The organism is Pedobacter sp. KBS0701 (assembly GCF_005938645.2).
Classification (GTDB): domain Bacteria; phylum Bacteroidota; class Bacteroidia; order Sphingobacteriales; family Sphingobacteriaceae; genus Pedobacter.
Map to the genome: position 1 here is coordinate 4,407,287 of NZ_CP042171.1, position 21,593 is coordinate 4,428,879.

Sequence of the window (21,593 nt, forward strand, 5' to 3'; positions counted from 1 at the left end):
CAATTATTTTTTGCTCACGGAGGCACAGAAAGCACGGAAAACATAGCTTGAGTAGATTAAAACAGCAGTAATCCAGCAGAAATTTCTTCACCAGGTTCAGAACGACAGGCCTATGTAAAATAAACCTGATGGGAACGGCATCCCGATTTTTTCTATCGGGATACAGTGTACAGCAGGACTACCGGAAACGATTGGTGCAGAACCCTGCTTTTCAAAAAAAACAAAACCCAGGCAGGAATAACAAATTGTTCCTTACAAAGATTCTTCACTACGTTCAGAATGACAGATCACAACTAATTCCTACGCCGTAGTCTGTGTCCCTACAGGCACTTTCCTTTCTCTTAGCGTTGCCGCAATATGACTTGCAGCAATTATTTTTTGCCACGGAAGCACGGAAAACATAGCTTGAGTAGATTAAAACAGCAGTAATCCAGCAGAAATTTCTTTACCAGGTTCAGAACGACAGGCCTATGTAAAATAAACCTGATGGGAACGGCATCCCGATTTTTTCTATCGGGATACAGTGTACAGCAGGACTACCGGAAACGATTGGTGCAGAACCCTGCTTTTCAAAAAAAACAAAACCCAGGCAGGAATAACAAATTGTTCCTTACAAAGATTCTTCACTACGTTCAGAATGACAGATCACAACTAATTCCTACGCCGTAGTCTGTGTCCCTACAGGCACTTTCCTTTCTCTTAGCGTTGCCGCAATATGACTTGCAGCAATTATTTTTTGCCACGGAAGCACAGAAAGCACGGAAAACATAGCTTGAGTAGATTAAAACAGCAGTAATCCAGCAGAAATTTCTTCACCAGGTTCAGAACGACAGGCCTATGTAAAATAAACCTGATGGGAACGGCATCCCGATTTTTTCTATCGGGATACAGTGTACAGCAGGACTACCGGAAACGATTGGTGCAGAACCCTGCTTTTCAAAAAAAAACAAAACCCAGGCAGGAATGACAAATTGATCCTTACAAAGATTCTTCACTAGGTTCAGAATGACAGATCGCAACTAATTCCTACGCCATAGTCTGTGTCCCAACAGGCACTTTCCTTTCTCTTAGCTTTGCCGCCAATATGGCTAGCAGCAATTATTTTTTGCCACGGAGGCACAGAAGCATGAAAAATATAGATTGATTGATCAAAACAGCAGTAATCCAACAGAAATTTCTTCACCAGGTTCAGAACGACAGACCTATGTAAAATAAACCTGATGGGAACGGCATCCCGATTTTTTCTATCGGGATACAGTGTACAGCAGGACTACCGGAAACGATTGGTGCAGAACCCTGCTTTTCAAAAAAAACAAAACCGAGGCAGGAATAACAAATTGATCCTTACAAAGATTCTTCACTACGTTCAAAATAACAGGTAACAATTAATTCTTGCGCCAGATCCTTCGACTCCGCTCAGGATGACAAGTGTATAATAAACCGATAGGAGCAATCAATCCTATTTAACTACAGTCATTTACATGTTGAGTTTTAAACAAATCGGGTTCTTTAAGCTTATTTTGCATAATTTAGCGAATTCACTTTGCCTTAATACATGACTGATATTATTCACTTATTGCCTGATGCTGTTGCCAATCAGATTGCTGCCGGAGAAGTTGTACAACGACCTGCTTCTGCGGTAAAAGAATTGCTCGAAAATTCGATAGATGCCGGCGCAGATAAAATTCAACTGGTAGTAAAAGATGCCGGTAAGGCACTGATTCAGATTATTGATAATGGCTGTGGAATGAGCGTTACGGATGCAAGAATGTGTTTTGAGCGTCATGCTACATCGAAGGTAAAAAAAGCAGAGGATTTATTCGCCATCCGCACCATGGGTTTCCGTGGCGAGGCCATGGCTTCTATTGCGGCCATTGCGCAGGTAGAAATGAAAACCCGCAGGCATGAAGATGAAATCGGCACCTGCATTTCTATCGAAGGTGCACAGGTAACCAATCAGGAACCTGTAGCTACCTCTCCCGGAACGCAGATTTCGATTAAAAACCTATTTTTCAACACGCCCGCCAGAAGGAACTTCCTTAAAAGTAATCCGGTAGAAATGCGTCATATTCTGGATGAATTTCAGCGTGTAGCATTGGCACATCCAGCTGTTTTTTTTACTCTGCACCAAGATGGAGTTGAAATTTTCAACCTTCCAAAAGGCAACTTAAAACAGCGGATTGTCCACCTTTTTGGTAACAACTATAACGAACGTTTGGTTCCAGTTGAAGAAGAAACGACTATTATAAACTTAAAAGGCTATATCGGAAAACCTGCTTTTGCAAAGAAAACCAGGGGTGAGCAGTTCTTTTTTGTGAATAACCGTTTCATTAAAGATCCTTATTTAAACCACGCAGTAAGCTCTGCTTTCGAAGAGTTATTGCCCGATGATAGTTATCCGCTATATGTTTTGTTTATTGAGATCGATCCGTCGAAAATCGACGTAAACGTGCATCCTACTAAAACAGAGATTAAATATCTCGACGAAAAGTCGATCTATGCGATCATGAAATCGGCGGTAAAACGTTCCATTGGCCGTTATAACATTTCGCCTACTTTAGATTTTGATCAGGAAACAGGTTTCAGCAATATGATTACGCATAAGGCAGTCGAAGATATTATACCACCAAGCATTAACTTCAATCCTGATTTTAATCCATTTGCGAGTGATAGCAGTTCTACATCGGGTTACGCCTCATCACCAAGAAATTATGACGCAAAACCAAGTGCAAAAAACTGGGGCTCGTTATATGATATAACCGAACAGCCTGTTGTAGAACAGACCTCTATTTACGAGGATGAAACAGTTTTGGAAACGAAGCAAAAGCAGTATATGCAATTGCATAATAGATATATTGTTTCACAGATCAAGTCGGGTTTAATGGTAATCGATCAACAAATGGCTCATGAGCGGATCCTTTACGAACGTTTTCTCGTACATCTTGATGATCGCAAAGGCGCATCGCAGCAGAGTTTATTTCCGCAAACCATTACACTGAATGCCCATGATTTTGAACTGGCCAAAAGTTTATTGGACGATATAAAAAGTTTAGGCTTCGATGTACGGGAATTTGGGAAAAATACGTTGGTAGTAGAAGGTGTCCCGGTTGATTTAGGGAGCAGCAATATTAACGAAACCCAGTTATTTGAACAATTGATTGAAGGTTTTAAAAACTCGCAGCAGGAACTAAAATTAAGCAAACGTGATAGCCTGGCCAGAAGTTTAGCTAAAAATAGTGCCATAAAAGCCGGAACAAGCCTTGGTCAGGAAGAAATGAATACCTTGATTGATGAGCTTTTTGCCTGTAAAACACCTAACTTTAGCGTGAGTGGCAAACCGATTATCCAGACCATTACTCTGGCAGAGCTGGATAAAAAGTTTGAGAAATAGACTAAAGACCAAAGCTAAAAGACTAAAGAGAAAAAGTTGGAGACCAGGTGCTGGAAGTCAGAAAATTGAACTACATAGCAAAACTTGAAGCCAAAGAGAAATACAAAACAGTTAACCGATTAACCAGTTTAAACCATTAACCAGTTAACCCTTTTTAAAATTAAATGAATAACATATATATTCCACCGGTAGTAAAAAACCTACTGATTATTAACATCCTATTTTTCGCGGCTAGTTACCTGCTCACAACGCTCCACCTTGATGACCGGTTAGCAGTATATTATTTCGATTCCCCGAAGTTTGAGATCTGGCAGCCTATCACCTATATGTTTATGCATGGTGGCATTGCGCATATTTTCTTTAACATGTTTGCATTGTACTCTTTTGGAAGTATTCTCGAATCAAGATGGGGAGGCAAAAAGTTTATTATCTTTTATTTTATTACCGGATTAGGCGCTCTGGCATTGCAGTGGGCCGTACAGGCTTACGAAGTACACCAGATTATCGGTAGTGCGACCAACAACGGGAAGATAAATCTTCCCGCACTATTTCAGGGCGAATTTAATACAGCACAACTCTCTATAACGCAAGCGGTTACACTTAGAAGCATCTATTTTGGTGGTATGGTTGGTGCCTCAGGTGCGATATTTGGCTTACTGGTTGCCTTTGGCATGCTTTATCCAAATGCCGAATTATTAATCATGTTTATTCCTGTTCCGGTAAAAGCCAAATATATTATACCAATTTATATTTTAGTAGAGTTATCTTTGGGTGTTGCCCAGTTTGAAGGCGATTCTATTGCCCATTATGCGCATCTTGGGGGCGCCTTAATTGGTTTTATACTCGTTAAAATATGGAAAGATAAGAACGATACATTTTATACACTCTATGAATAGTACTTTCAAAGATTTAAAATACAAGGTTTTTCAATCTGGCAACCCAATATTCTTTTACATTGGCATTAACGTGCTGTTGTTTCTGATTATCGCTGTTATTGGGGTATTTAGTTGGCTAAGTGGCAAAGGAGATTTGATCAGTCCGTTGGTTAGGGAGTATGTAGGTTTACCTGCAAGCATTTCTAAATTACCAGAACGTTTTTACACCGTATTCACCTACATGTTTATTCATGATGGGGTTCTTCACATCCTGTTTAATATGCTGGGCTTATTCTGGTTCGGCAATATATTCATGAATTTCTTAAAAAGCAGGCAATTTCATTTTGTTTACCTTGCGGGTGGTTTATTTGGCGGTTTGTTTGCGGTAGCCATATTAAATATATTCCCGGTATATGCAGCAGGATTAACCAATGTAACCATAGTAGGTGCCTCTGCGGCAGTAATGTCCATTATTTTTGCTGCGGCGACGCTAGTTCCCAACTATACCATTGTGCTTTTCATTTTTGGGGAGGTTAAAATCAAGTGGATTGCGATTGTATATTTTGTTCTCGATTTTATTGCTATCGGCTCAATAAATGCAGGTGGAAGTTTAGCACATATTGGTGGCGCACTTTTGGGTTTCACCTTTATTAAAAGTTTACAAAACGGAAGAGATTGGAGCAAGCTCTTTGAGCGTAAGCCAAAATTAAAAGTTGTTCGGAATGAAAAACCTGTTAAAAAACCCGAATTCAAAGGTGGCGTTTCTCAACAGGAAATAGATGCCATTTTAGACAAAATATCGACTTCAGGGTACGATAAATTAACAGCAGTAGAAAAAGAAAAACTATTTAAGGCAAGTAAAGATTAATGGCCACGAAAAAGAAGAAATATAGTTTCATGGATAAACTCCTCTTGCCTATTGCCTTTATGTTGGCAGTAGCTTTGCTTTTGGGAGTTCTGGCCGGAAATATGGATCCAAGAAAACATGCCATTATTGCTTTTTTCGGTCTCGCCTACCCCTTTATTCTATTCGCTAATATCATCTTTCTGGTTTGGTGGTTTATAGGCAAAAAATGGATTTTTGCAATCGCAACCATTCTGGTGATCGCACTTGGTGCTAAAACTTTAAAAGCAACCTTTGCCATTGGCGGCGATGAAGGTGGAGCTGAAAAAGCAGACAATAGCATCAGAATGATGACTTATAATGTGCACAGTTTTAAACTATATGGTGAAGACAATACCGAATCGGTAAAAGAAAAAATGCTTCAGGTGGTGAAAGACCAAAATCCCGATATTATCTGTTTCCAGGAATTTTTTACGCGTTACAAAGGCGCATTTGATACTGTTGATAGCTTGAAAGCATTATTGAACACAAAATACTATTACTTCGTACCCATCAATAAAAATGACTATGAGGCCGTTGGCTTGGCCATATTTTCCAAATATCCTATTAAAAATTCTGGCAAAATCCCTTTTGTTGAAGGTTTCTCCAATAACATGAGTATTTATGCCGATTTAAATATTAAGGGCAAAATCCTGAGGGTCTATAACGTACATTTTCAATCTATTTCTTTTGAAAAACAGGATTACGAATACCTGGATAAGGTAAAAGAAATGAATACCGAACTGCAACCATCCAAACGGATTTTAAGAATGCTGAAAAATGCCTTTTTGAAACGGAGCGGTCAGGTAGATATTATGAAAAAGGAAATGGCCACCTGTAAAACACCTTACCTTATTGCAGGCGATTTTAACGATACGCCAGCATCTTATGTGGTTACGCAAATTACCGCCGGTTTAAACAATAGTTTTATTAAAAAGGGTAATGGCTTTGGTAAAACCTATAATGGTAAATTTCCCAATTTTCAGATTGATTATATTGCTACTTCTAAAGAACTCGAGGTGTTAAACTACAAAATTACCCAAGCCAAATTATCTGATCACTTTCCGGTGCGCAGCGATTTGAGGTTTGTTCCCTAAAGCTTAATTACGATCTTATGGTGCGTGAGACACGAACCATGGCAATGGAAAAAATCACGCTTTCGATTGTAGTTTAATGATCTTTCTTTGGAGCGTTGCCTCTTCAAGACACCAAGTTTCTTCCCGTTTTCCGCTTTTACGCTTCGCTTCCTCGTACCTCGTTGCTGCCAGGGTAACACTTCAACCGGGGCTAGGTGGGAAAAACAGTATTTTATTTTTGCGGTTGCAGGATGCAGAACCCTTGTTCATAAACCCGATTGCCATGTAAAGCCCACAGCGCAGCGAGGACTTGAAATAAAAGCGGGACTGAAAACCGCCAAGAACCACAGGCCAACCATTTCCTAATTTTAATAAAACTCTTTCATAATTCGTCATTCTGAATTTATTCCATTTCGGTCGGTGAGACACCAACCGATAGGAAAAATAAAAAAACATTGTCATATGGAGCGCAATAACTGTACAAAACAGTTAGTTTCTTCCCGTTTTCCACTTTTAAGCTTCACTTTCTCGTGCCTCGTTGCTGCAGAGTAACACTTCAACCGGGGCCAGGTAGGCAAAAAAAGTTTTTCATTTTTGCGGTTGCAGTGCGCACAAGCCCCCTGTTCCTAAACCTGATTGGAGCGAACACGAAGTGCAACGGAGTAAAGCGCAAAGCAGGGCTGAAAACCGACAAGAACCATAATCCATTCATTTCCTAACCTCGTTGCTGCAGGGTAGCACTTCAACGGGGCCAGGTGGGCAAAACAGCATTTCATTTTTGCGGTTGCGGTGCGCACAAGCCCCCTGTTCCTAAACCTGATTGGAGCGAACACGAAGTGCAACGGAGTAAAGCGTAAAGCAGGGCTGAAAACCGCCAAGAACCACAAGCCATTCATTTCCTAATTCTATTTCGGTCGGTGAGACACCAACCGATAGGAAAAAATTGCATTTCATATTTGGAGCGCTTTGCCTCTACAAGACACCAAGTTTCTTCCCGTTTCCCACTTTTACGCTTCGCTTCCTCGTACCTCGTTACTACAGGGTAACACTTCAACCGGGGCCAGATGGGCAAAACAGCATTTCATTTTTGCGGTTGCAGTGCGCAAAGCCCCCTGTTCCTAAACCTGATTGGAGCGAACACGAAGTGCAACGGAGTAAAGCGCAAAGCAGGGCTGAAAACCGCCAAGAACCATAATCCATTCATTTCCTAATTCTATTTCGGTCGGTGAGATACCAACCGATAGGAAAAGTCAATGGCCAAGCCCCCTCTTTACCATTGACTTCAGCCAGCGGAGCCCAATAAAAAAAATTCTTACCATACATCAACACTAGCCTTAAAGCTTATCTGCATATTTGCTACATAAAATTTAAAAAAAATCTCCAAAAATATGAGCTTAATAGATGCCCTGAACTGGCGTTATGCCGTTAAGAAAATGAACGGTCAGCCTGTTGAACAAGAAAAGGTTGATAAAATTATTGCTGCAGCACATTTGGCACCAACATCATCAGGTTTACAGCCTTTTAAATTAATTGTGGTAACCAACCAGGAATTAAAAGAGAAAATTGCGCCGATTGCTTTTAACCAATCGCAAGTGATCGATTCTTCTCACCTGTTAATTTTCGCGGCAAACGAAAATTACACAGAAGAAGGCATTGATGCCGTTTTTAACAGAATGAATGCAGAGCGTGGCTTACCACTGGATACCACAGATGCCTATAAGGCACAACTTAAAGGCATGATCTTATCCAGAACTGCAGAAGAAAACTTCAACCATGCAGCCCGTCAGGCTTATATTGCTTTCGGTATTGCCATTGCAGAAGCTGCGGTACTAAAAGTAGACGCTACACCAATGGAAGGTTTTAACGGACCTGCATTAGATGAACTTTTAGGCTTAGATAAAAAAGGTTTAAAAAGTGTTACCCTATTGCCATTAGGAAACAGGGACGAGGCCGGCGATTGGTTGGTAAATCTTAAAAAAGTACGTTCACCTAAAGAAGAATTCTTGATCGAGTTTAAATAACAGGCAAACACCATTATATTTTAAAACAAGCCGCTTTTAGCGGCTTGTTTTGTTTTAGCAGAGTTAGTTTGGAGTCGATTAACCGATTTACAAGTTCCCAGTTTTCAGTTTACAGTTAACCGGGTTAAACAATTAAGTGGTTAACCTAAAAAGCACTTCATTCCGTAGATCCTGAAACAAGTTCAGGATGACGATGTTCTGAGAAAATTTTGTAAAAAAATGTTAAACCTCATCACATTTTATGCGCTCTCTTTATAATTGGATATATTTACGGGCTTAGCATTTAATATCCAATACATGAAGATTTTTAGATTATCGTTTATCATACTGTCACTTTTATCAACATTAAGTTTTTCTTCTTCGGCCCAAACCGATACCATTAGCATAAATACCATCATTACCAAAACCAACAAGGTATTGAGCGATTACCCTTCCGAAAAAATTTATCTTCATTTCGATAAGCCTTATTATGCTGTTGCCGATACGGTTTGGTTTAAAGCTTATGTTACCGAAAACCAGAATTTCTTATCCGGAATTAGTAAGATCATTTATGTGGATGTTATCAATCAGAAAGATTCCCTTATCCAAACCTTAAAATTACCCATTACCGGTGGTTTTGCTTATGGCAGTTTTCCCCTAGACCAGATCAACTATAAACAAGGTAATTACCACATCAGGGCTTATACGCTATGGATGCTCAACAGTGATGATCCCGCTTATTTTAACAAGACCTTTTATGTAGGCGAAGCGATTGACAAGGAGGTAAAAACCCATATCACTTATAAAAATACTTCTACAGATAAGTTAGAAAAAATTGATGCCCGTGTACAATTTAAAGATGCCAATAACAAACCCTACGCCAATAAAAATGTAAGCTGGCAGGTGGTTACCAGTTTTACGGTAATTGCCAAAGGCAGAGGTACAACAGATGCGAACGGTTATTTAACCATCGCGATGAGCAATGCACAGAAAGCGGAATATCAATTACAAAAAGGTGAATTGATTACCAGCATTAATACCACTGATAAAGATGTGGTGAGCAATAGCTTTCAACTTAAAAACGCTATTTTAAGCAAAGATTTTCAATTTTTCCCTGAAGGTGGGAGTTTAATTGCCGGCTTAACCAACAAGGTAGCCTTCAAAGCCATTAAAAGTGATGGTTTGGGCATTAACTCAAAAGGTACGGTAACCGATAATGATGGCAAAACTGTTGCTACTTTTGCGGCTCAGCATTTGGGGATGGGTAGTTTCAACTTATTGGCCGAGACTGGAAAAACGTACAAAGCAGCTGTTACCTATGCAGATGGAACCACTCAAAATTATAATTTGCCAGCTGTTGCCGCAAATGGCGTTTCTGTAATTATAGATAACAGCAGTGCAGATAATATAGCCATAAAAATTTCGGCTAACGATGCCTTCTTTGAACAGAACCAAGGCAAAAAGCTTTATTTAATCGCGCAAAGTAAAGGTGTTATCTGTTATGGTGCACAAACTGCATTATCAAATAAAGAATATAATACTACTGTGCTTAAATCAAAATTTCCTACCGGAATTGCCCAGTTTACGCTGTTTAACGAGTTTGGTAAACCCTTAAGCGAAAGATTGGTTTTTGTTCAGCACAAAAATACCATGGCGGTAACGCTAACCAGTGCTGCAACTACTTATGGAATCAAGAAAAAGGTTAAGATAAATGTTGCTGCTAAAAAAGATGGCGCCCCTGTAGAAGGTAGCTTCTCGGTAGCTGTTGTAGATGAAACCAAAGTTCCATCCAGCGAAGATGCAACCAGTACGATATTAACCGGCCTGTTATTAAGTAGCGATGTTAAAGGTTACATTGAAAAAGCAAATTATTACTTTAATGCACCTGACGCAAAGAAAAATTCAGATTTAGATGTATTGCTCCTTACCCAGGGATACCGCAGTTTTAAATATACCGATATCATTGCCAATAAATTGCCAAAAATTGATTTCTTACCGGAACAAGGAATCGAAATTTCTGGTATTTTAAGACAGAACAACGGCATACCGGTGAGGAAAGGTGCATTATTATTGAGTATTCCGGATAAACGTTTCAATTTGGAAGGCACTACCGACCCGGTTGGGAATTTTAAATTTTCGAACCTGGTATTTAACGACTCCTCTAAAGTAACCATTACCGCTAAGTATAATGTAAACTATAAAAACATGACCTTAAGCTTAAATGGTGCACCAGTACCGACATTAACCAGAAACTTTAGTGCAGCTGAAGAGGTTTTAAATATAGACAGTGCTTTAACCAGTTATTTAGATAACAGCAAAAGACAATATGCTTATTTGCATACACTAAAAGATGTAAATATTAAAGCCACAGTGGTTCCGAAAGTAAGTCATAAGGATTACCCCGCACTGAGCGGACTAAGCCAAATGGCCGACCATGAAGTTAGTGGCGATCGGTTTAAAGGCTGTGGTTTATTGATTAATTGTTTACAAGGTATGCTTGCGGGGGTTACCTTTGCCGATAATAACTTTTACGTAACCCGCGATTACAACCAGGGCAAAAAAATCCCGATGGGTATTTTCATCAATGGTATGAACGTGGATGTTAACCAAATCAATACATTAGATCCGAACCAGCTTGAATCGGTTGAGGTATTTTTAAGAGACGATTTAGGTTTGGTGAACCGTGCCAACAATGTAAACGGTGTAATTGTATTTAACCAGAAAAAAGCACCTAAAGGCACCAAGATTACGAAAGCTCAGTTAATGGATATGCTTCCTAAATACTATGAGCTTACTTTCTCGCCACAGGGTTATAACAAAGAAAAACAGTTCTACTCACCTAAATATGATGTTCCTGCCAGCATGAACCGGAACGATTTAAGAACCACCATTTATTGGAATCCTAAAGTAGTTACAGACGTAACGGGTAATACTTCTTTTGAATATTATAACGCTGATGGAAGAGGACAGTACAAAGTAATTATCGAAGGAATAGATGCCAATGGAAATTTGGGAAGAGCGATTTTTAAGTACACCGTAAAATAATTGATTGATGGAAAATGTAAGATGGATGATGGAATTGGCTTTTCGCCCCCTCATCCATCTTACATTTTCCATCTCACATCTCCCATCTTACATCACTTCAAACGGCAGCTTCTCCCCTTTTAGCCCTGCAACGATATTCTGAACGATAATTCTGGCCATTGCTGCTCTCGTTTCTTCGGTGGCTGAGCCAATATGTGGTAAAATGGCAACGTTTTCCATAGCCAACAAGGGATTATTTTTATCCATTGGTTCCGGGTTCGTTACATCCAAACCGGCTCCCCATATTATTTTCTCTTGTAAGGCTTTAATTAAATCCTTTTCGTTATGGATACCACCTCTGGCTGTATTAATAAAAATAGAATTGGGCTTCATCTTCTTAAAAACATCAAGTGTAAATTTATCTTTCGTTTCGGGCGTTAGCGCCGTATGGATAGAGAGTACATCACTTTGTGCCAAAAGTTTTTCGAAGGATACATATTTTGCGCCGATTTCTCTTTCAGCTTCTTCGTTACGCGATCGGTTGTGGTAAATCACCTCCATTTGGTAGGCTGCAGCACATTTTTTGGCCATTTCTAACCCAATTTTGCCCAGGCCAAAAACACCGAGGGTTTTCCCATTTACTTCAATTCCGAGTTCTGGCGAGGGCTCGTAGTTTTTCCACTCTCCCTGAATGATTTTTTTATGCGAGAAAAAAGCCTTTCGCGATACAGCCAGCATCAGTAAAAAAGCAGTATCAGCAGTTGCACCGCTCAAAACTCCGGGCGTATTACCAATAGGAATGTTTAATTTTTTAGCGGTAGTTACATCTACCTGGTCGAAACCTACTGAATGTAGCGCGATCACCTTTAAGTGGCTACAGGCATTTAAAAATGCTGCATTAAGCTTATTGGGGCCAACACTAATCAACGCATCCTGATGATGGCAGGCTTCAATCAGTTCTTCGGCAGTAATCTGCCTGTTTTCTTTCCATTGAGTAATGGTAATATTATTTTCTTCCAGTTCCTTTAAACCAACTGGAGCAAGATTGCCGCTTATAAATACTTTCATACTCATTTAACAGTAAATCTGAACAGGAGTTTTGCTTAATGTTTACTTTACAGTAGCCGTGAGTACCTGGTAGGTGTTTGCACTGAAATACCCCAATGCATTATTCGAAAGGTTTGATGTGGGGTTGGCCGGCGTGGTACCCTGATTAGGCCCGCGGTCTGCTTGCTCGCTTAGTGCATACCAATAATTAAAAATATTACTGTCAACACATTCCATTTCAACCCTAACCTTATCATTGGCATTCAGCTCATCGCTGTCGTGATCATTATTGGGTTTAAAAAAGAGCTGGATCCGCAGATCGTTACCATTGGTTAGCCTGTCGTTACTGGCATAATAGCGTCGCGACAACACATCATTTACATAGAGGTTAAAATGGTAGAAATTTACTTCATTAACCGGATCTTTAAAGAAGACTGCCGCTGTTTTGCGTTCACGACCAAAAAAAGTGTTATTAATGATCCCGATTGAATCCATCTTAACCACATTAGGCATTTTAGAACTGGCGGTATAGTTTTGTCCTTCGACAGTCGCATTTAAATTATAGGTAACACCAGGCTCACCCTTCATGCGATTAACATAAGTACCTGGCTTAGTTCCTTCTTTAAATACAAACGTATTTCCCTTGCTATCGGTTACGGTAACCATGGCACCCGAAATTTTCGGAAAAACATTTTCCTCGGTATACCCTATCGTTTTGCTGATTTTAATTTCCTGGTCCATCAACTGGTTATTAATGATCCCTTCAATCACTAACTGTGGGTCGGCATTCTCCGTATCGATAGAAATGATTTTCTTGCATGAAGCGAGGCACAAGGTAAATAAGGCAAAATATATGGTCAGTTTTTTCATGGCATTAAAATTTAAAATTCCAGGTAACAGATGGAATAAGTCCGAAAAGAGAGGTTTGCTGTGCAGCAGTTTTGTTCGGATTTTGCGGATCGGTAATGAACTCTATGGAATAAGGATTTTTTCTGGCCAGCACATTGTAAATACCAAAATTCCAGCTCGATTGGTATTTGCCTTTTTTCTTGCCATCTAATGTGGCACTTATATCTAAACGCATATTGTAAGGCATGCGGCCTGCATTGCGCTGGGTGTAATAGTAGGCCGGTTGCCCGCCAACGGTATATTTCCCTGCCGGATAGGTAACTGCATTACCGGTACTGTAAATAAAGCTTGACGAAAATGTCCACCTTGAGGTCATGTTGTAAATACCAACCAACGAAATATCGTGTGTACGGTCTTGCCTGGCCGGAAAATATTTGCCGTTATTCAGTTCTGTAAATTTGCGCTCAGTGCGGGATAAGGTATATCCTACCCAGCCATTCAGCTTGCCAAATTTCTTTTTAAAAAACAATTCCATCCCGTAAGCTCTACCTACGCCGTATATCAGTTCCGATTCTACATTCGAATTGGCCAGCAACTGGGCGGCATTCTTATAATCGATCTGGTTTTGCAACCATTTATAATAAATTTCGGCTGATAGCTCGTAAGTATTCTCCTTAATATTTTTAAAATAACCCAGCGCTACCTGATCGGCAACTTCTGGTTTGATATTATTGCTGCTCAACACATATTGATCGGTTGGTGAACTGGAAGTGGCATTGGTTAAAATGTGAACATTCTGCGTATTGCGGTTGTACGATGCCTTAATAGAATTTTCTTCGTTAAACAGGTAACTCACTGAAAAGCGGGGCTCGAGGTTGAGATAGTTTTTGTAAAACTTGCCTTTGCCCACATTTTCTGTTGAGGTGATTTCGCCTGCTGCATTGTAATTATTAAAATTTCCTGGCCCCATTAAAGAAAAAGCGGCCAGCCTTACACCATATAAAAAGTTAAGATGCTCGTTTACATTCCATTCATCAGAAATATAGGCAGCAGACTCTATCCCATACCTACGCTCTTGCGTAAGCGAATTTACCTGCGAGGATACATCGCTATCAATATCAATCGGCGATATGCGGTGCTGGGTAGCATTTAGCCCGAACCTGAGAATATGTTTGTTACTGAAATACTGAAAATCTTCTTTAAAATTAAAATCGCGTACCAGCGAAGTAGCCTTAAAATTAGTCGCATCATTTAACAAACGAACGGTATAATTGTAGTTGTTGTAAATTAACGAAGTATTAGAAAACAAGCGATCGTTAAAAATATGGTTTAAGCGGATGGTGGTGGTTACGTTTCCCCAGTTATTCTCAAACAAATCCTTCACACCAATATTATCCTTACCAAAATAGCCCGAAATATAAATGGTGTTTTTATCATTGATTTTATAATTCGCCTTTGCATTAATATCGTAAAAATTCAGCGTGCTTCCATTCACCGACGAATCTGGCGAAGCCCTTAAAAACAGATCTATATAGGTTCTGCGAAAACTCACCATGAATGAGCCTCTGTCTTTTACAATTGGTCCTTCAGCTTTTAAACGCGAGGCAATTAAACCAATACCGCCCTGAAACTTAAATTCTTTATTGTTTCCATCATCCATTTTAACATCTAAAACAGATGATAAACGGCCTCCATACTGTGCCGGCATGCCCCCCTTATATAAACTTACATCCTTAATCGCATCGGCATTAAAAGTAGAGAAAAAGCCCAGAAGATGCGAAGAGTTATACACCACAGCCTCATCTAAAATGATTAAATTCTGATCGGCAGCACCACCACGAACATAGAAACCCGTATTTCCTTCGCCACCAGATTTTACACCCGGCAACAATTGGATGGTTTTTAAAATATCTCTTTCTCCAAGCAATACGGGAATGGAATTGAGCGTTTTCATATCAATTCTTTCCAAACCCATTTGCGCACTTTTTACATTTTCGTTTTTACGGTTATTGGCACTGACATTTACTTCATCTAAATCGTTCGCACTTCTTAATTCCTCATTTAACTTGGTATCTTTTGTTAAATTGATGGTTTTAACGATGGATGTATAGCCGGTATAACTTACCGCCACCGTGTAGGTTCCTTGGGTCTGCGTTAAGGCAAAATATCCATAATTATTGGTTAAGGTTGCTGCGGTAGAAGCTCCGGAAATTCTTACCGTTGCGCCAATTAAGGTTTCGCCTGTGCCTGCATCGCGAATAGTGCCGCTAAGGGTAAATTTCTTTTGAGCAAAAATAGAGGTAGATAGAAAAAGGAAGGATAATAAAGCTAAGTAGTATTTTAGGGGCATATTGGCTACTATCTAATTTTTAAGGTGGAAACCAAATGTACGAAATCCAAGTCCTATTAAAAGATATTGGAGCATTTCTTAATAAAAGTTTGGTTTTTACTAATTGATAACGGGATAAATGGCAATATGGTGCGAGCGTAAACGGTACGGGCTGAGATGATCTTTACCTGCCTGTTGAAACGTGATTAATTTCGAAGATTCTTTAGGCATGTGGCAATCGATACAATTGGTACTGAGCGATCCTTTTGCCAAAATTGCCTGACTGTGCTTTGTATTTTGGTGACAGCCGATACAGCGTTGCGAGTAAATCGTTAAATTACCTTTAATATTTTCGTGTGTATTGTGGCACGATTGGCAAGTCATGTTTTTGCTTTTCCGATAACAATTGCTTCCCATTAACATGTTGGTCTGGTTGCCATGCACATCTGGATTGCCGCCACCAAAACCCACAAAATCCTGCGAGTAGTAATCATCTAAATGATCACCGGGTGTGAAACCAAAAACCGACTTCTGGGCAACCAGGGTATTTCCGGAATGGCAAACTCCGCAGGCATCCATCTTTTGTTTACGGCTTAATGTTTTATAAATGGTGATGAATTGGGCAGTTTTCTCTGCTGGATTTTCAAGATGAAAAACCGCATGTTGCCGGCCTGGTCCGTGGCAACGCTCACAATCAATACCATAAAGCAAGGCACCGCGCTCCATTTCTTCATCTGTAGTGATGCCCGAAGTTTGGATATTTTTTTTATCTACGTACGAAGCATGGCATTCTAAACAACGGCTACCAATGGGCCGGTCGTAATAAAAGGTTTCTTTTGTAAAACCCGGACTAATGGCCCAGTTACGGATCTCCGAAAAATAGGAAAGTGGTAGTTCATACAGTTTTTTGCTCTTCCAGTAAGCATAGGTATAGGCTTTTTCGCCCGAACCAAAAACCATATCGAACTTTTGGGCACGTACTTCTTTTCCATCTACATAAGCAACCTGAAAAATGCCGCCTGTCCTTTTCTCAATAATAACCTTTTGGTGGATATCGAAGTTAAAGGCATTAGAATCCGGGGCAAAAACCTTCAACAATTCCTGGTCGGCCACAGGTTTAGAGGTTAAACCATGTGCGTTATGTGCATAAGATTGCTTAATCTCCTGATGGCACTTTACGCAGGTGGCAGCGCCGGTGTAAGCTTCTCCCCTAATGTCTTTTGGTAACTCATCGGCCGCATTCATGCATCTTGAAAGAATACTGATGATTACTGCCATCGCTCCTAAAATAACCAGGATCCTTTTTATACCTTTCAAGATGATGTTTTACTTTTTATTTTATAAACTGAATATAACTAAAATTATAACCACCCGTAGCTGCCAATACCCTAATTTTTTGATTCCCGGCCTTTAAAGACACATTTTTGATTTCGAAAGTACTAAACTTTTTCTCATCACCAGTATTGGGAACGGCCACTTCTCTGGCAATGGTTTTACCATCAACTAAAATGGTGATCCGTCCGCCAGCATGATCTGCTGCTGTCTTAATTTTTAAAGTATAAATACCTTTTTGGGCAACATTAACCGAGTATTGCAACCACTCTCCTTTTTCGATATGGTTTACATAATACTTTTCGTACTGTAGTGAATCTTTTGCAATATCGACACCATCATTCCGGTAAATCCTGCCGCGGTTTCCTGCTGATCTTTTATTGGTTGAAGTATGGTAATCGGCTGTATCATTATCGAAATAGGCAAACCCGTTTTTCCCCAGGTCGAAATCAACCGCATAAATAATACTCTTGTTTTTAATTAAATTGGCTTTAAAAGGTTTGGTTTCGTTGCTAAAGGGCTGACGAATCATTGCATCAATTACATCGCGGTGAATGATATTATTTTCTAACCTCGAATAAATGGCCAGTTCCATCAGGCCGCTGTACACATTGCTATCCTTAGGTTTGTTGCCGCCATTATTCAGGTATTTTACCAGTTCATCATAATTGGGATTCGATTTAATTTCAAGCGGATTATTAACGCCTATTTTCTTTAAAGGCCACCATGACCAGCCGATATTATTTTTTTCTAAAAGGTGGATGGCGTCGGTAAACCAAACATTAGAGTTTTCGCCTGTTTCGCCCAGCCAAACGGGTACATTTTGTTCATCGCGGGCTTTGATGATGTGCGCTATCGAAGCCTGATCGTTATAATTCCAGTATTTATGAAAACTTAAGGCCATGTTTTTATCCCACAGCGGGAAAATACCATTGTAGTTATTGCCCCAGCCGTTGCCTTCGATTATAATGAGGTGTTGCTCATCTACCTCGCGGATGGCTTTGGTAATCGCTACCATCAGTTTTCTTAAGGGAGCGTTCACTTTTTCCTGAGTACCATTTTTATCTTCTTCGGGATTGGTGAAACCATAGTTTGGTTCGTTTATAATATCGTAGGCACCAATGTAGGGCTCGTTTTTATACCTTTCGGCCAGCTTTCGCCAAAGGGCAACGGTTTTCTCCTGGTTGGCCTCACTATCCCACAGGTAGGGGTTAGACGGATCGCGGTCGGCAATATTTAAATCATTACCCTGTCCGCCCGGTGCTGCATGTAAATCTAAAATAAGGTACATGTTATTGGCCTTACACCAGTTGAGTAAACTATCGGTTAAGGCAAAACCTTTTTCAAGCCAGGTATTTTTTCCTGCTACAGGTTCCTGATCAACCGGTAAAGTATAGAGATTATAATGCATAGGCAGGCGAATGGAATTAAAACCCCAGCGTTTCATCGAATCGACATCTATTTTGCGCGTATGGTTAGTCAACCAGGCATCGTAAAATTCCTGGGTTTGCTTCGGGCCCATCAGCTCTGCTATCCTTTCGCGGATGCGATACTGCTGTGCCTCTTTATTAATTTTAAGCATGTAGCCCTCCTGCAACATCCAGCCACCCAGGCCAATGCCGCGTAACAACACATTCTGGCCTTGCCCATCAATAATTTTTATGCCTGATGCTTTTAAAAAACCCTGACCAAAACCGGTGAACGAAATGCTACTGAACAAAAAAACAGATAAGAGTGATTTTTTTAAAAACATAGTTGATTGATTGAAAATTACCAGATATAAGTAGCTACAGCACCCTTATCGAGCGCCGCAGCATAGGTTTTGCCCTTTAGGCTGATGTTAAATGCTGCAGTTGCTTTACCGGTATTGGCCAAAATAAGTACATATTTCCCCGCTGACGTTTTAAATGCAACATTGGCCAAACCATCTGGCTCGCTCGAAGCAATCCGTACAGCGCCAGGCCTTACAAACTTCGAAGCATGGGCAATGGAGAAATAGGCCAGGTTACGGCTATAATTGTCGCCATTAATGGTAACTGCACCCTGACACATGGAGCAACCACCCCTATCGGTATAAGGTTTATTTTCCGGATCTGCAGCAAGGTTCCACTCCAATACATTTTTAGCCCAGTTACGTGTGGCACCGATAATTAAGCGTGCTACCGGATTTACGATATCAATGGTCGTGGCATCAGGCGGTTCTACCACCATTTGCTCTGAGAAATAGATGTTTTTATCTGGATGGGCATTGTGCACATCAGTTAAGGCTTCAATCCTGCCGCCGTAAAGGTGGAAGGCAGATCCATCGATATATTTTCTGGCTTCCGCGTCATCTAAAATACTGATCGGATAATCGGGCCGATCGGCATTGTGATCGTAAATAATAATTTTGGTTTTAATATGGGCTTTTGCGAAAGCAGGTCCTAAGAATTTCTTTACAAAAAGTGCCTGATCCGGTGCCACCATAAGCAAGCTGGGATTATTGCCCGGGTGCAGCGGTTCATTTTGAACGGTAATGGCATCAATAGGAATACCTGCTTTTTGCATTTCCTGTACGTAATGCACAAAATATTTGGCATAAGCCGCATAATATTCAGGTTTAAGCATGCCTCCGCGGGCATCGTATGTTGTTTTCATCCATAAGGGAGGAGACCATGGCGAACCCATAATTTTAATTTTAGGGTTAATGGCGAGGATCTCCTTCATTACCGGAATAACATCTGCCTGATCAGGGCCTAAATCAAATTTAGCTTGTTCCAAATCGGTTTGTCCTTCTGGAAGGTCGTTGTAAGAAAATACTTTTTCATTTAAATCCGATGCACCAATACTCAGGCGGATATAACTAACACCGATATTATTGCCATCGGCTGCAAAAAGTTCTTTAAGCAAAGCCGCTCTTGCTGGCGCTGACATTTTGATAATGTGCTGGGCACTTCCACCTGTTAGGGCATAACCGAAGCCATCTATACTTTGGAAAGTTTTTTTATCGTTTATTGCAATTACAGGTTGTTTGTTTTTAGCTGTAGACAACCTTAAACCTGTAGCCTGACGGGTAAATAAGGCTGTACGATCGGCTTTGGTTAACCATACCTGTGGCTGGCTTTGCGCCATAACCGAAAAAGTAAAAGCACAACACATTAAGAGTCCAATGGACCTGGTAAATAGCATAAGAAAGATGATTTGATAAAAAACAGGAAGAAAGAACTCGCTCTCTCCCTGTAACAATTAAACTTTAAGGATATTATACTCGACTTTACTTAGTGCCACCCCATTCTTTACTTTGAAGAATTTTGGTGTTGTTTAACTCAGCCTGTGGGATAGGTAAGGTCTCATTTTTATTTGCCTGAAATCCTTTAAAGGCCAGTTTAGCAGGAGCAAGCCCCCATCTCACCAAATCAAACCATCTTTGTCCTTCAGCTACCAGTTCCAGACGCCTTTCTTTCATGATATTATCCATGGTTACGGCAACAGGATTTAAACCTACACGGGCTCTTACTGCATTGAGGAAAATATAAGCCCTGGTGCCTGCACCAACTGCAGCACCACTTCTCAACAATGCTTCAGCTTCCATTAAATAGGTATCAGCTAAACGTATTTCATACATATTCTGACCAAAGTTTAACTCCAACTGGCCAACAGCAGCTTTGGTAGAAACTCTTCCGGCGTATTTCTCAACAAAATATCCGGTGTTATCATTTGCATGTTTATAGGTTACAATGCCTGCCTTTTCCAAACTATCTAAATTGGCAACCGTAGGTTTGTTACGCGGATCGTAGTGAATCAGATCAAACAATTCTTTGGTTATTGGCATCACACTCCAACCCGAAACATAGTCTGGCGCTTGTGCAGCAATTACAGGAACATAGTTACGTGGCCCTACCAGAATGCCCATCACATTACCTTCACGGCTGCCAACGTTACTCCAACCCATGTTAGAGGTAGTATTGTAGCTGAGTTCTAAAATGGATTCAGAATTAAACTTGTTTTTAACATTCCATAAATCAGCAAAATTTGGAAGCAGCTTATAGCCATAAGTGCTTGCACCAGGAGCTGTACCATTTACAAGCGCAAACTCTGTAGCTGCCAGGGCCCATTTTTCCTGCCATAAATAAACCTTACCTAAAACGGCATGAGCTGCACCTTGATTCAAACGCCCGGCATCAGCAACAGGGATAGTTACAGGAAGAGCAGTTAATGCCTCTCCTAAATCTTTTTCTATCTGTTTATATACATCTGCAGGGGCAGCCTGTGTAACATCGAACATACCAGAAGGCTCTACCGGCGCTAAGATTAAAGGTATATTCTTGAAGATACGTACCAAATCAAAATAGAATATGGCCCGTAATGCTTTAGCTTCGGCAATATACCTTGCCTTGGTTGTAGCATCCATTGAAATGCCTTCTATTTTTTTTAATAGCACATTTGCACGGTAAACACCGGTAAAGCCCTTACTCCATAAATAACTTGGGGCTCCTGATAAGGAGTTTACTGTATAATTATTCATCGCCTGCATATCTCCTAAATCTGACGGAGAATCGGCACCAGCATAGTGATCATCCGATGCAGAGCTAAATAAATTAAGTTTGGTGAGGTAGCCACTAGATTGGTTACCCAATTGATCATAAACCGCCACCAAACCCGTAAATGCCTGCTGCTGATTTTGATAATAACTTGTCTCCAGGATACGTTCACGCGGATTTACATCAAGCTGTTTTTGACAAGAAACGATAAGCTGAGAAGCGGTTAAAAGGGCTGCAATAGCTAAAATATTCTTTTTCATTTTTAAT

Annotated in this window: 13 protein-coding genes; 6 read left to right on the plus strand and 7 right to left on the minus strand. The window is 40.3% G+C overall.

Features of this window, described 5'->3' with window-relative positions; translation table 11 throughout:
• Nucleotides 1–1,555: 1,555 nt before the first annotated feature.
• From mutL to FFJ24_RS17815, 6 genes are all read left to right on the plus strand, one after another.
• Nucleotides 1,556–3,391 carry a DNA mismatch repair endonuclease MutL gene (gene mutL / locus FFJ24_RS17790; protein ID WP_138818462.1) on the plus strand — a complete coding sequence of 612 codons (1,836 nt, stop codon included), beginning with the start codon at nucleotides 1,556–1,558 and terminating at the stop codon, nucleotides 3,389–3,391.
• Between the two features lie 164 nt (nucleotides 3,392–3,555).
• Nucleotides 3,556–4,287 (plus strand): rhomboid family intramembrane serine protease, encoded by a 732-nt coding sequence (locus FFJ24_RS17795; protein WP_138818463.1) that lies wholly within the window; start codon nucleotides 3,556–3,558, stop codon nucleotides 4,285–4,287.
• The gene (locus FFJ24_RS17800; RefSeq protein ID WP_138818464.1) at nucleotides 4,280–5,134 is read left to right on the plus strand and encodes a rhomboid family intramembrane serine protease; all 855 of its coding nucleotides are present in this window, start codon (nucleotides 4,280–4,282) and stop codon (nucleotides 5,132–5,134) included. Before FFJ24_RS17795 ends, FFJ24_RS17800 begins: the two co-directional genes overlap by 8 nt.
• 29 nt (nucleotides 5,135–5,163) lie before the next feature.
• Nucleotides 5,164–6,246 (plus strand): endonuclease/exonuclease/phosphatase family protein, encoded by a 1,083-nt coding sequence (locus FFJ24_RS17805; RefSeq protein ID WP_246862645.1) that lies wholly within the window; start codon nucleotides 5,164–5,166, stop codon nucleotides 6,244–6,246.
• Nucleotides 6,247–7,613: 1,367 nt separating this feature from the next.
• A complete protein-coding gene (locus FFJ24_RS17810; protein ID WP_121283905.1) occupies nucleotides 7,614–8,246 on the plus strand; it encodes a nitroreductase family protein in 633 nt (210 codons plus the stop codon).
• Between the two features lie 297 nt (nucleotides 8,247–8,543).
• Nucleotides 8,544–11,270 carry a carboxypeptidase regulatory-like domain-containing protein gene (locus FFJ24_RS17815; protein WP_246862646.1) on the plus strand — a complete coding sequence of 909 codons (2,727 nt, stop codon included), beginning with the start codon at nucleotides 8,544–8,546 and terminating at the stop codon, nucleotides 11,268–11,270.
• An 87-nt stretch (nucleotides 11,271–11,357) separates the two neighbouring features.
• Here FFJ24_RS17815 and FFJ24_RS17820 read toward each other — a convergent pair whose 3' ends face one another.
• From FFJ24_RS17820 to FFJ24_RS17850, 7 genes are all read right to left on the minus strand, one after another.
• The gene (locus tag FFJ24_RS17820) at nucleotides 11,358–12,317 is read right to left on the minus strand and encodes a D-glycerate dehydrogenase (protein WP_138818466.1); all 960 of its coding nucleotides are present in this window, start codon (nucleotides 12,315–12,317) and stop codon (nucleotides 11,358–11,360) included.
• Nucleotides 12,318–12,359: 42 nt separating this feature from the next.
• Nucleotides 12,360–13,166: a DUF4249 domain-containing protein gene (locus FFJ24_RS17825; protein WP_138818467.1), complete on the minus strand. Its 807-nt coding sequence runs from the start codon at nucleotides 13,164–13,166 to the stop codon at nucleotides 12,360–12,362.
• A gap of 4 nt (nucleotides 13,167–13,170) precedes the next feature.
• A complete protein-coding gene (locus tag FFJ24_RS17830) occupies nucleotides 13,171–15,495 on the minus strand; it encodes a TonB-dependent receptor (RefSeq protein WP_138818468.1) in 2,325 nt (774 codons plus the stop codon).
• Nucleotides 15,496–15,594: 99 nt separating this feature from the next.
• On the minus strand, nucleotides 15,595–16,791 hold the full coding sequence (locus tag FFJ24_RS17835) for a multiheme c-type cytochrome (protein ID WP_138818469.1): 1,197 nt from the start codon (nucleotides 16,789–16,791) through the stop codon (nucleotides 15,595–15,597).
• Between the two features lie 16 nt (nucleotides 16,792–16,807).
• Nucleotides 16,808–18,559, minus strand: a complete 1,752-nt coding sequence (locus FFJ24_RS17840) for a cellulase family glycosylhydrolase (protein WP_138818470.1) — start codon at nucleotides 18,557–18,559, stop codon at nucleotides 16,808–16,810.
• Between the two features lie 17 nt (nucleotides 18,560–18,576).
• Entirely contained in the window at nucleotides 18,577–19,974 is a 1,398-nt protein-coding gene (locus FFJ24_RS17845) for a glycoside hydrolase family 30 beta sandwich domain-containing protein (protein WP_138818471.1), read from the minus strand.
• Between the two features lie 85 nt (nucleotides 19,975–20,059).
• Nucleotides 20,060–21,586 (minus strand): RagB/SusD family nutrient uptake outer membrane protein, encoded by a 1,527-nt coding sequence (locus FFJ24_RS17850; protein WP_138818472.1) that lies wholly within the window; start codon nucleotides 21,584–21,586, stop codon nucleotides 20,060–20,062.
• Nucleotides 21,587–21,593: the final 7 nt, after the last annotated feature.

Excerpts from the sequence above, each read along its gene's own strand:
- mutL (WP_138818462.1), top strand. The coding sequence starts at position 1,556 with ATGACTGATATTATTCACTTATTGCCTGATGCTGTTGCCAATCAGATT.
- FFJ24_RS17795 (WP_138818463.1), top strand. The coding sequence starts at position 3,556 with ATGAATAACATATATATTCCACCGGTAGTAAAAAACCTACTGATTATT.
- FFJ24_RS17800 (WP_138818464.1), top strand. The coding sequence starts at position 4,280 with ATGAATAGTACTTTCAAAGATTTAAAATACAAGGTTTTTCAATCTGGC.
- FFJ24_RS17805 (WP_246862645.1), top strand. The coding sequence starts at position 5,164 with ATGGATAAACTCCTCTTGCCTATTGCCTTTATGTTGGCAGTAGCTTTG.
- FFJ24_RS17810 (WP_121283905.1), top strand. The coding sequence starts at position 7,614 with ATGAGCTTAATAGATGCCCTGAACTGGCGTTATGCCGTTAAGAAAATG.
- FFJ24_RS17815 (WP_246862646.1), top strand. The coding sequence starts at position 8,544 with ATGAAGATTTTTAGATTATCGTTTATCATACTGTCACTTTTATCAACA.
- FFJ24_RS17820 (WP_138818466.1), bottom strand. The coding sequence starts at position 12,317 with ATGAAAGTATTTATAAGCGGCAATCTTGCTCCAGTTGGTTTAAAGGAA.
- FFJ24_RS17825 (WP_138818467.1), bottom strand. The coding sequence starts at position 13,166 with ATGAAAAAACTGACCATATATTTTGCCTTATTTACCTTGTGCCTCGCT.
- FFJ24_RS17830 (WP_138818468.1), bottom strand. The coding sequence starts at position 15,495 with ATGCCCCTAAAATACTACTTAGCTTTATTATCCTTCCTTTTTCTATCT.
- FFJ24_RS17840 (WP_138818470.1), bottom strand. The coding sequence starts at position 18,559 with ATGTTTTTAAAAAAATCACTCTTATCTGTTTTTTTGTTCAGTAGCATT.
- FFJ24_RS17845 (WP_138818471.1), bottom strand. The coding sequence starts at position 19,974 with ATGCTATTTACCAGGTCCATTGGACTCTTAATGTGTTGTGCTTTTACT.
- FFJ24_RS17850 (WP_138818472.1), bottom strand. The coding sequence starts at position 21,586 with ATGAAAAAGAATATTTTAGCTATTGCAGCCCTTTTAACCGCTTCTCAG.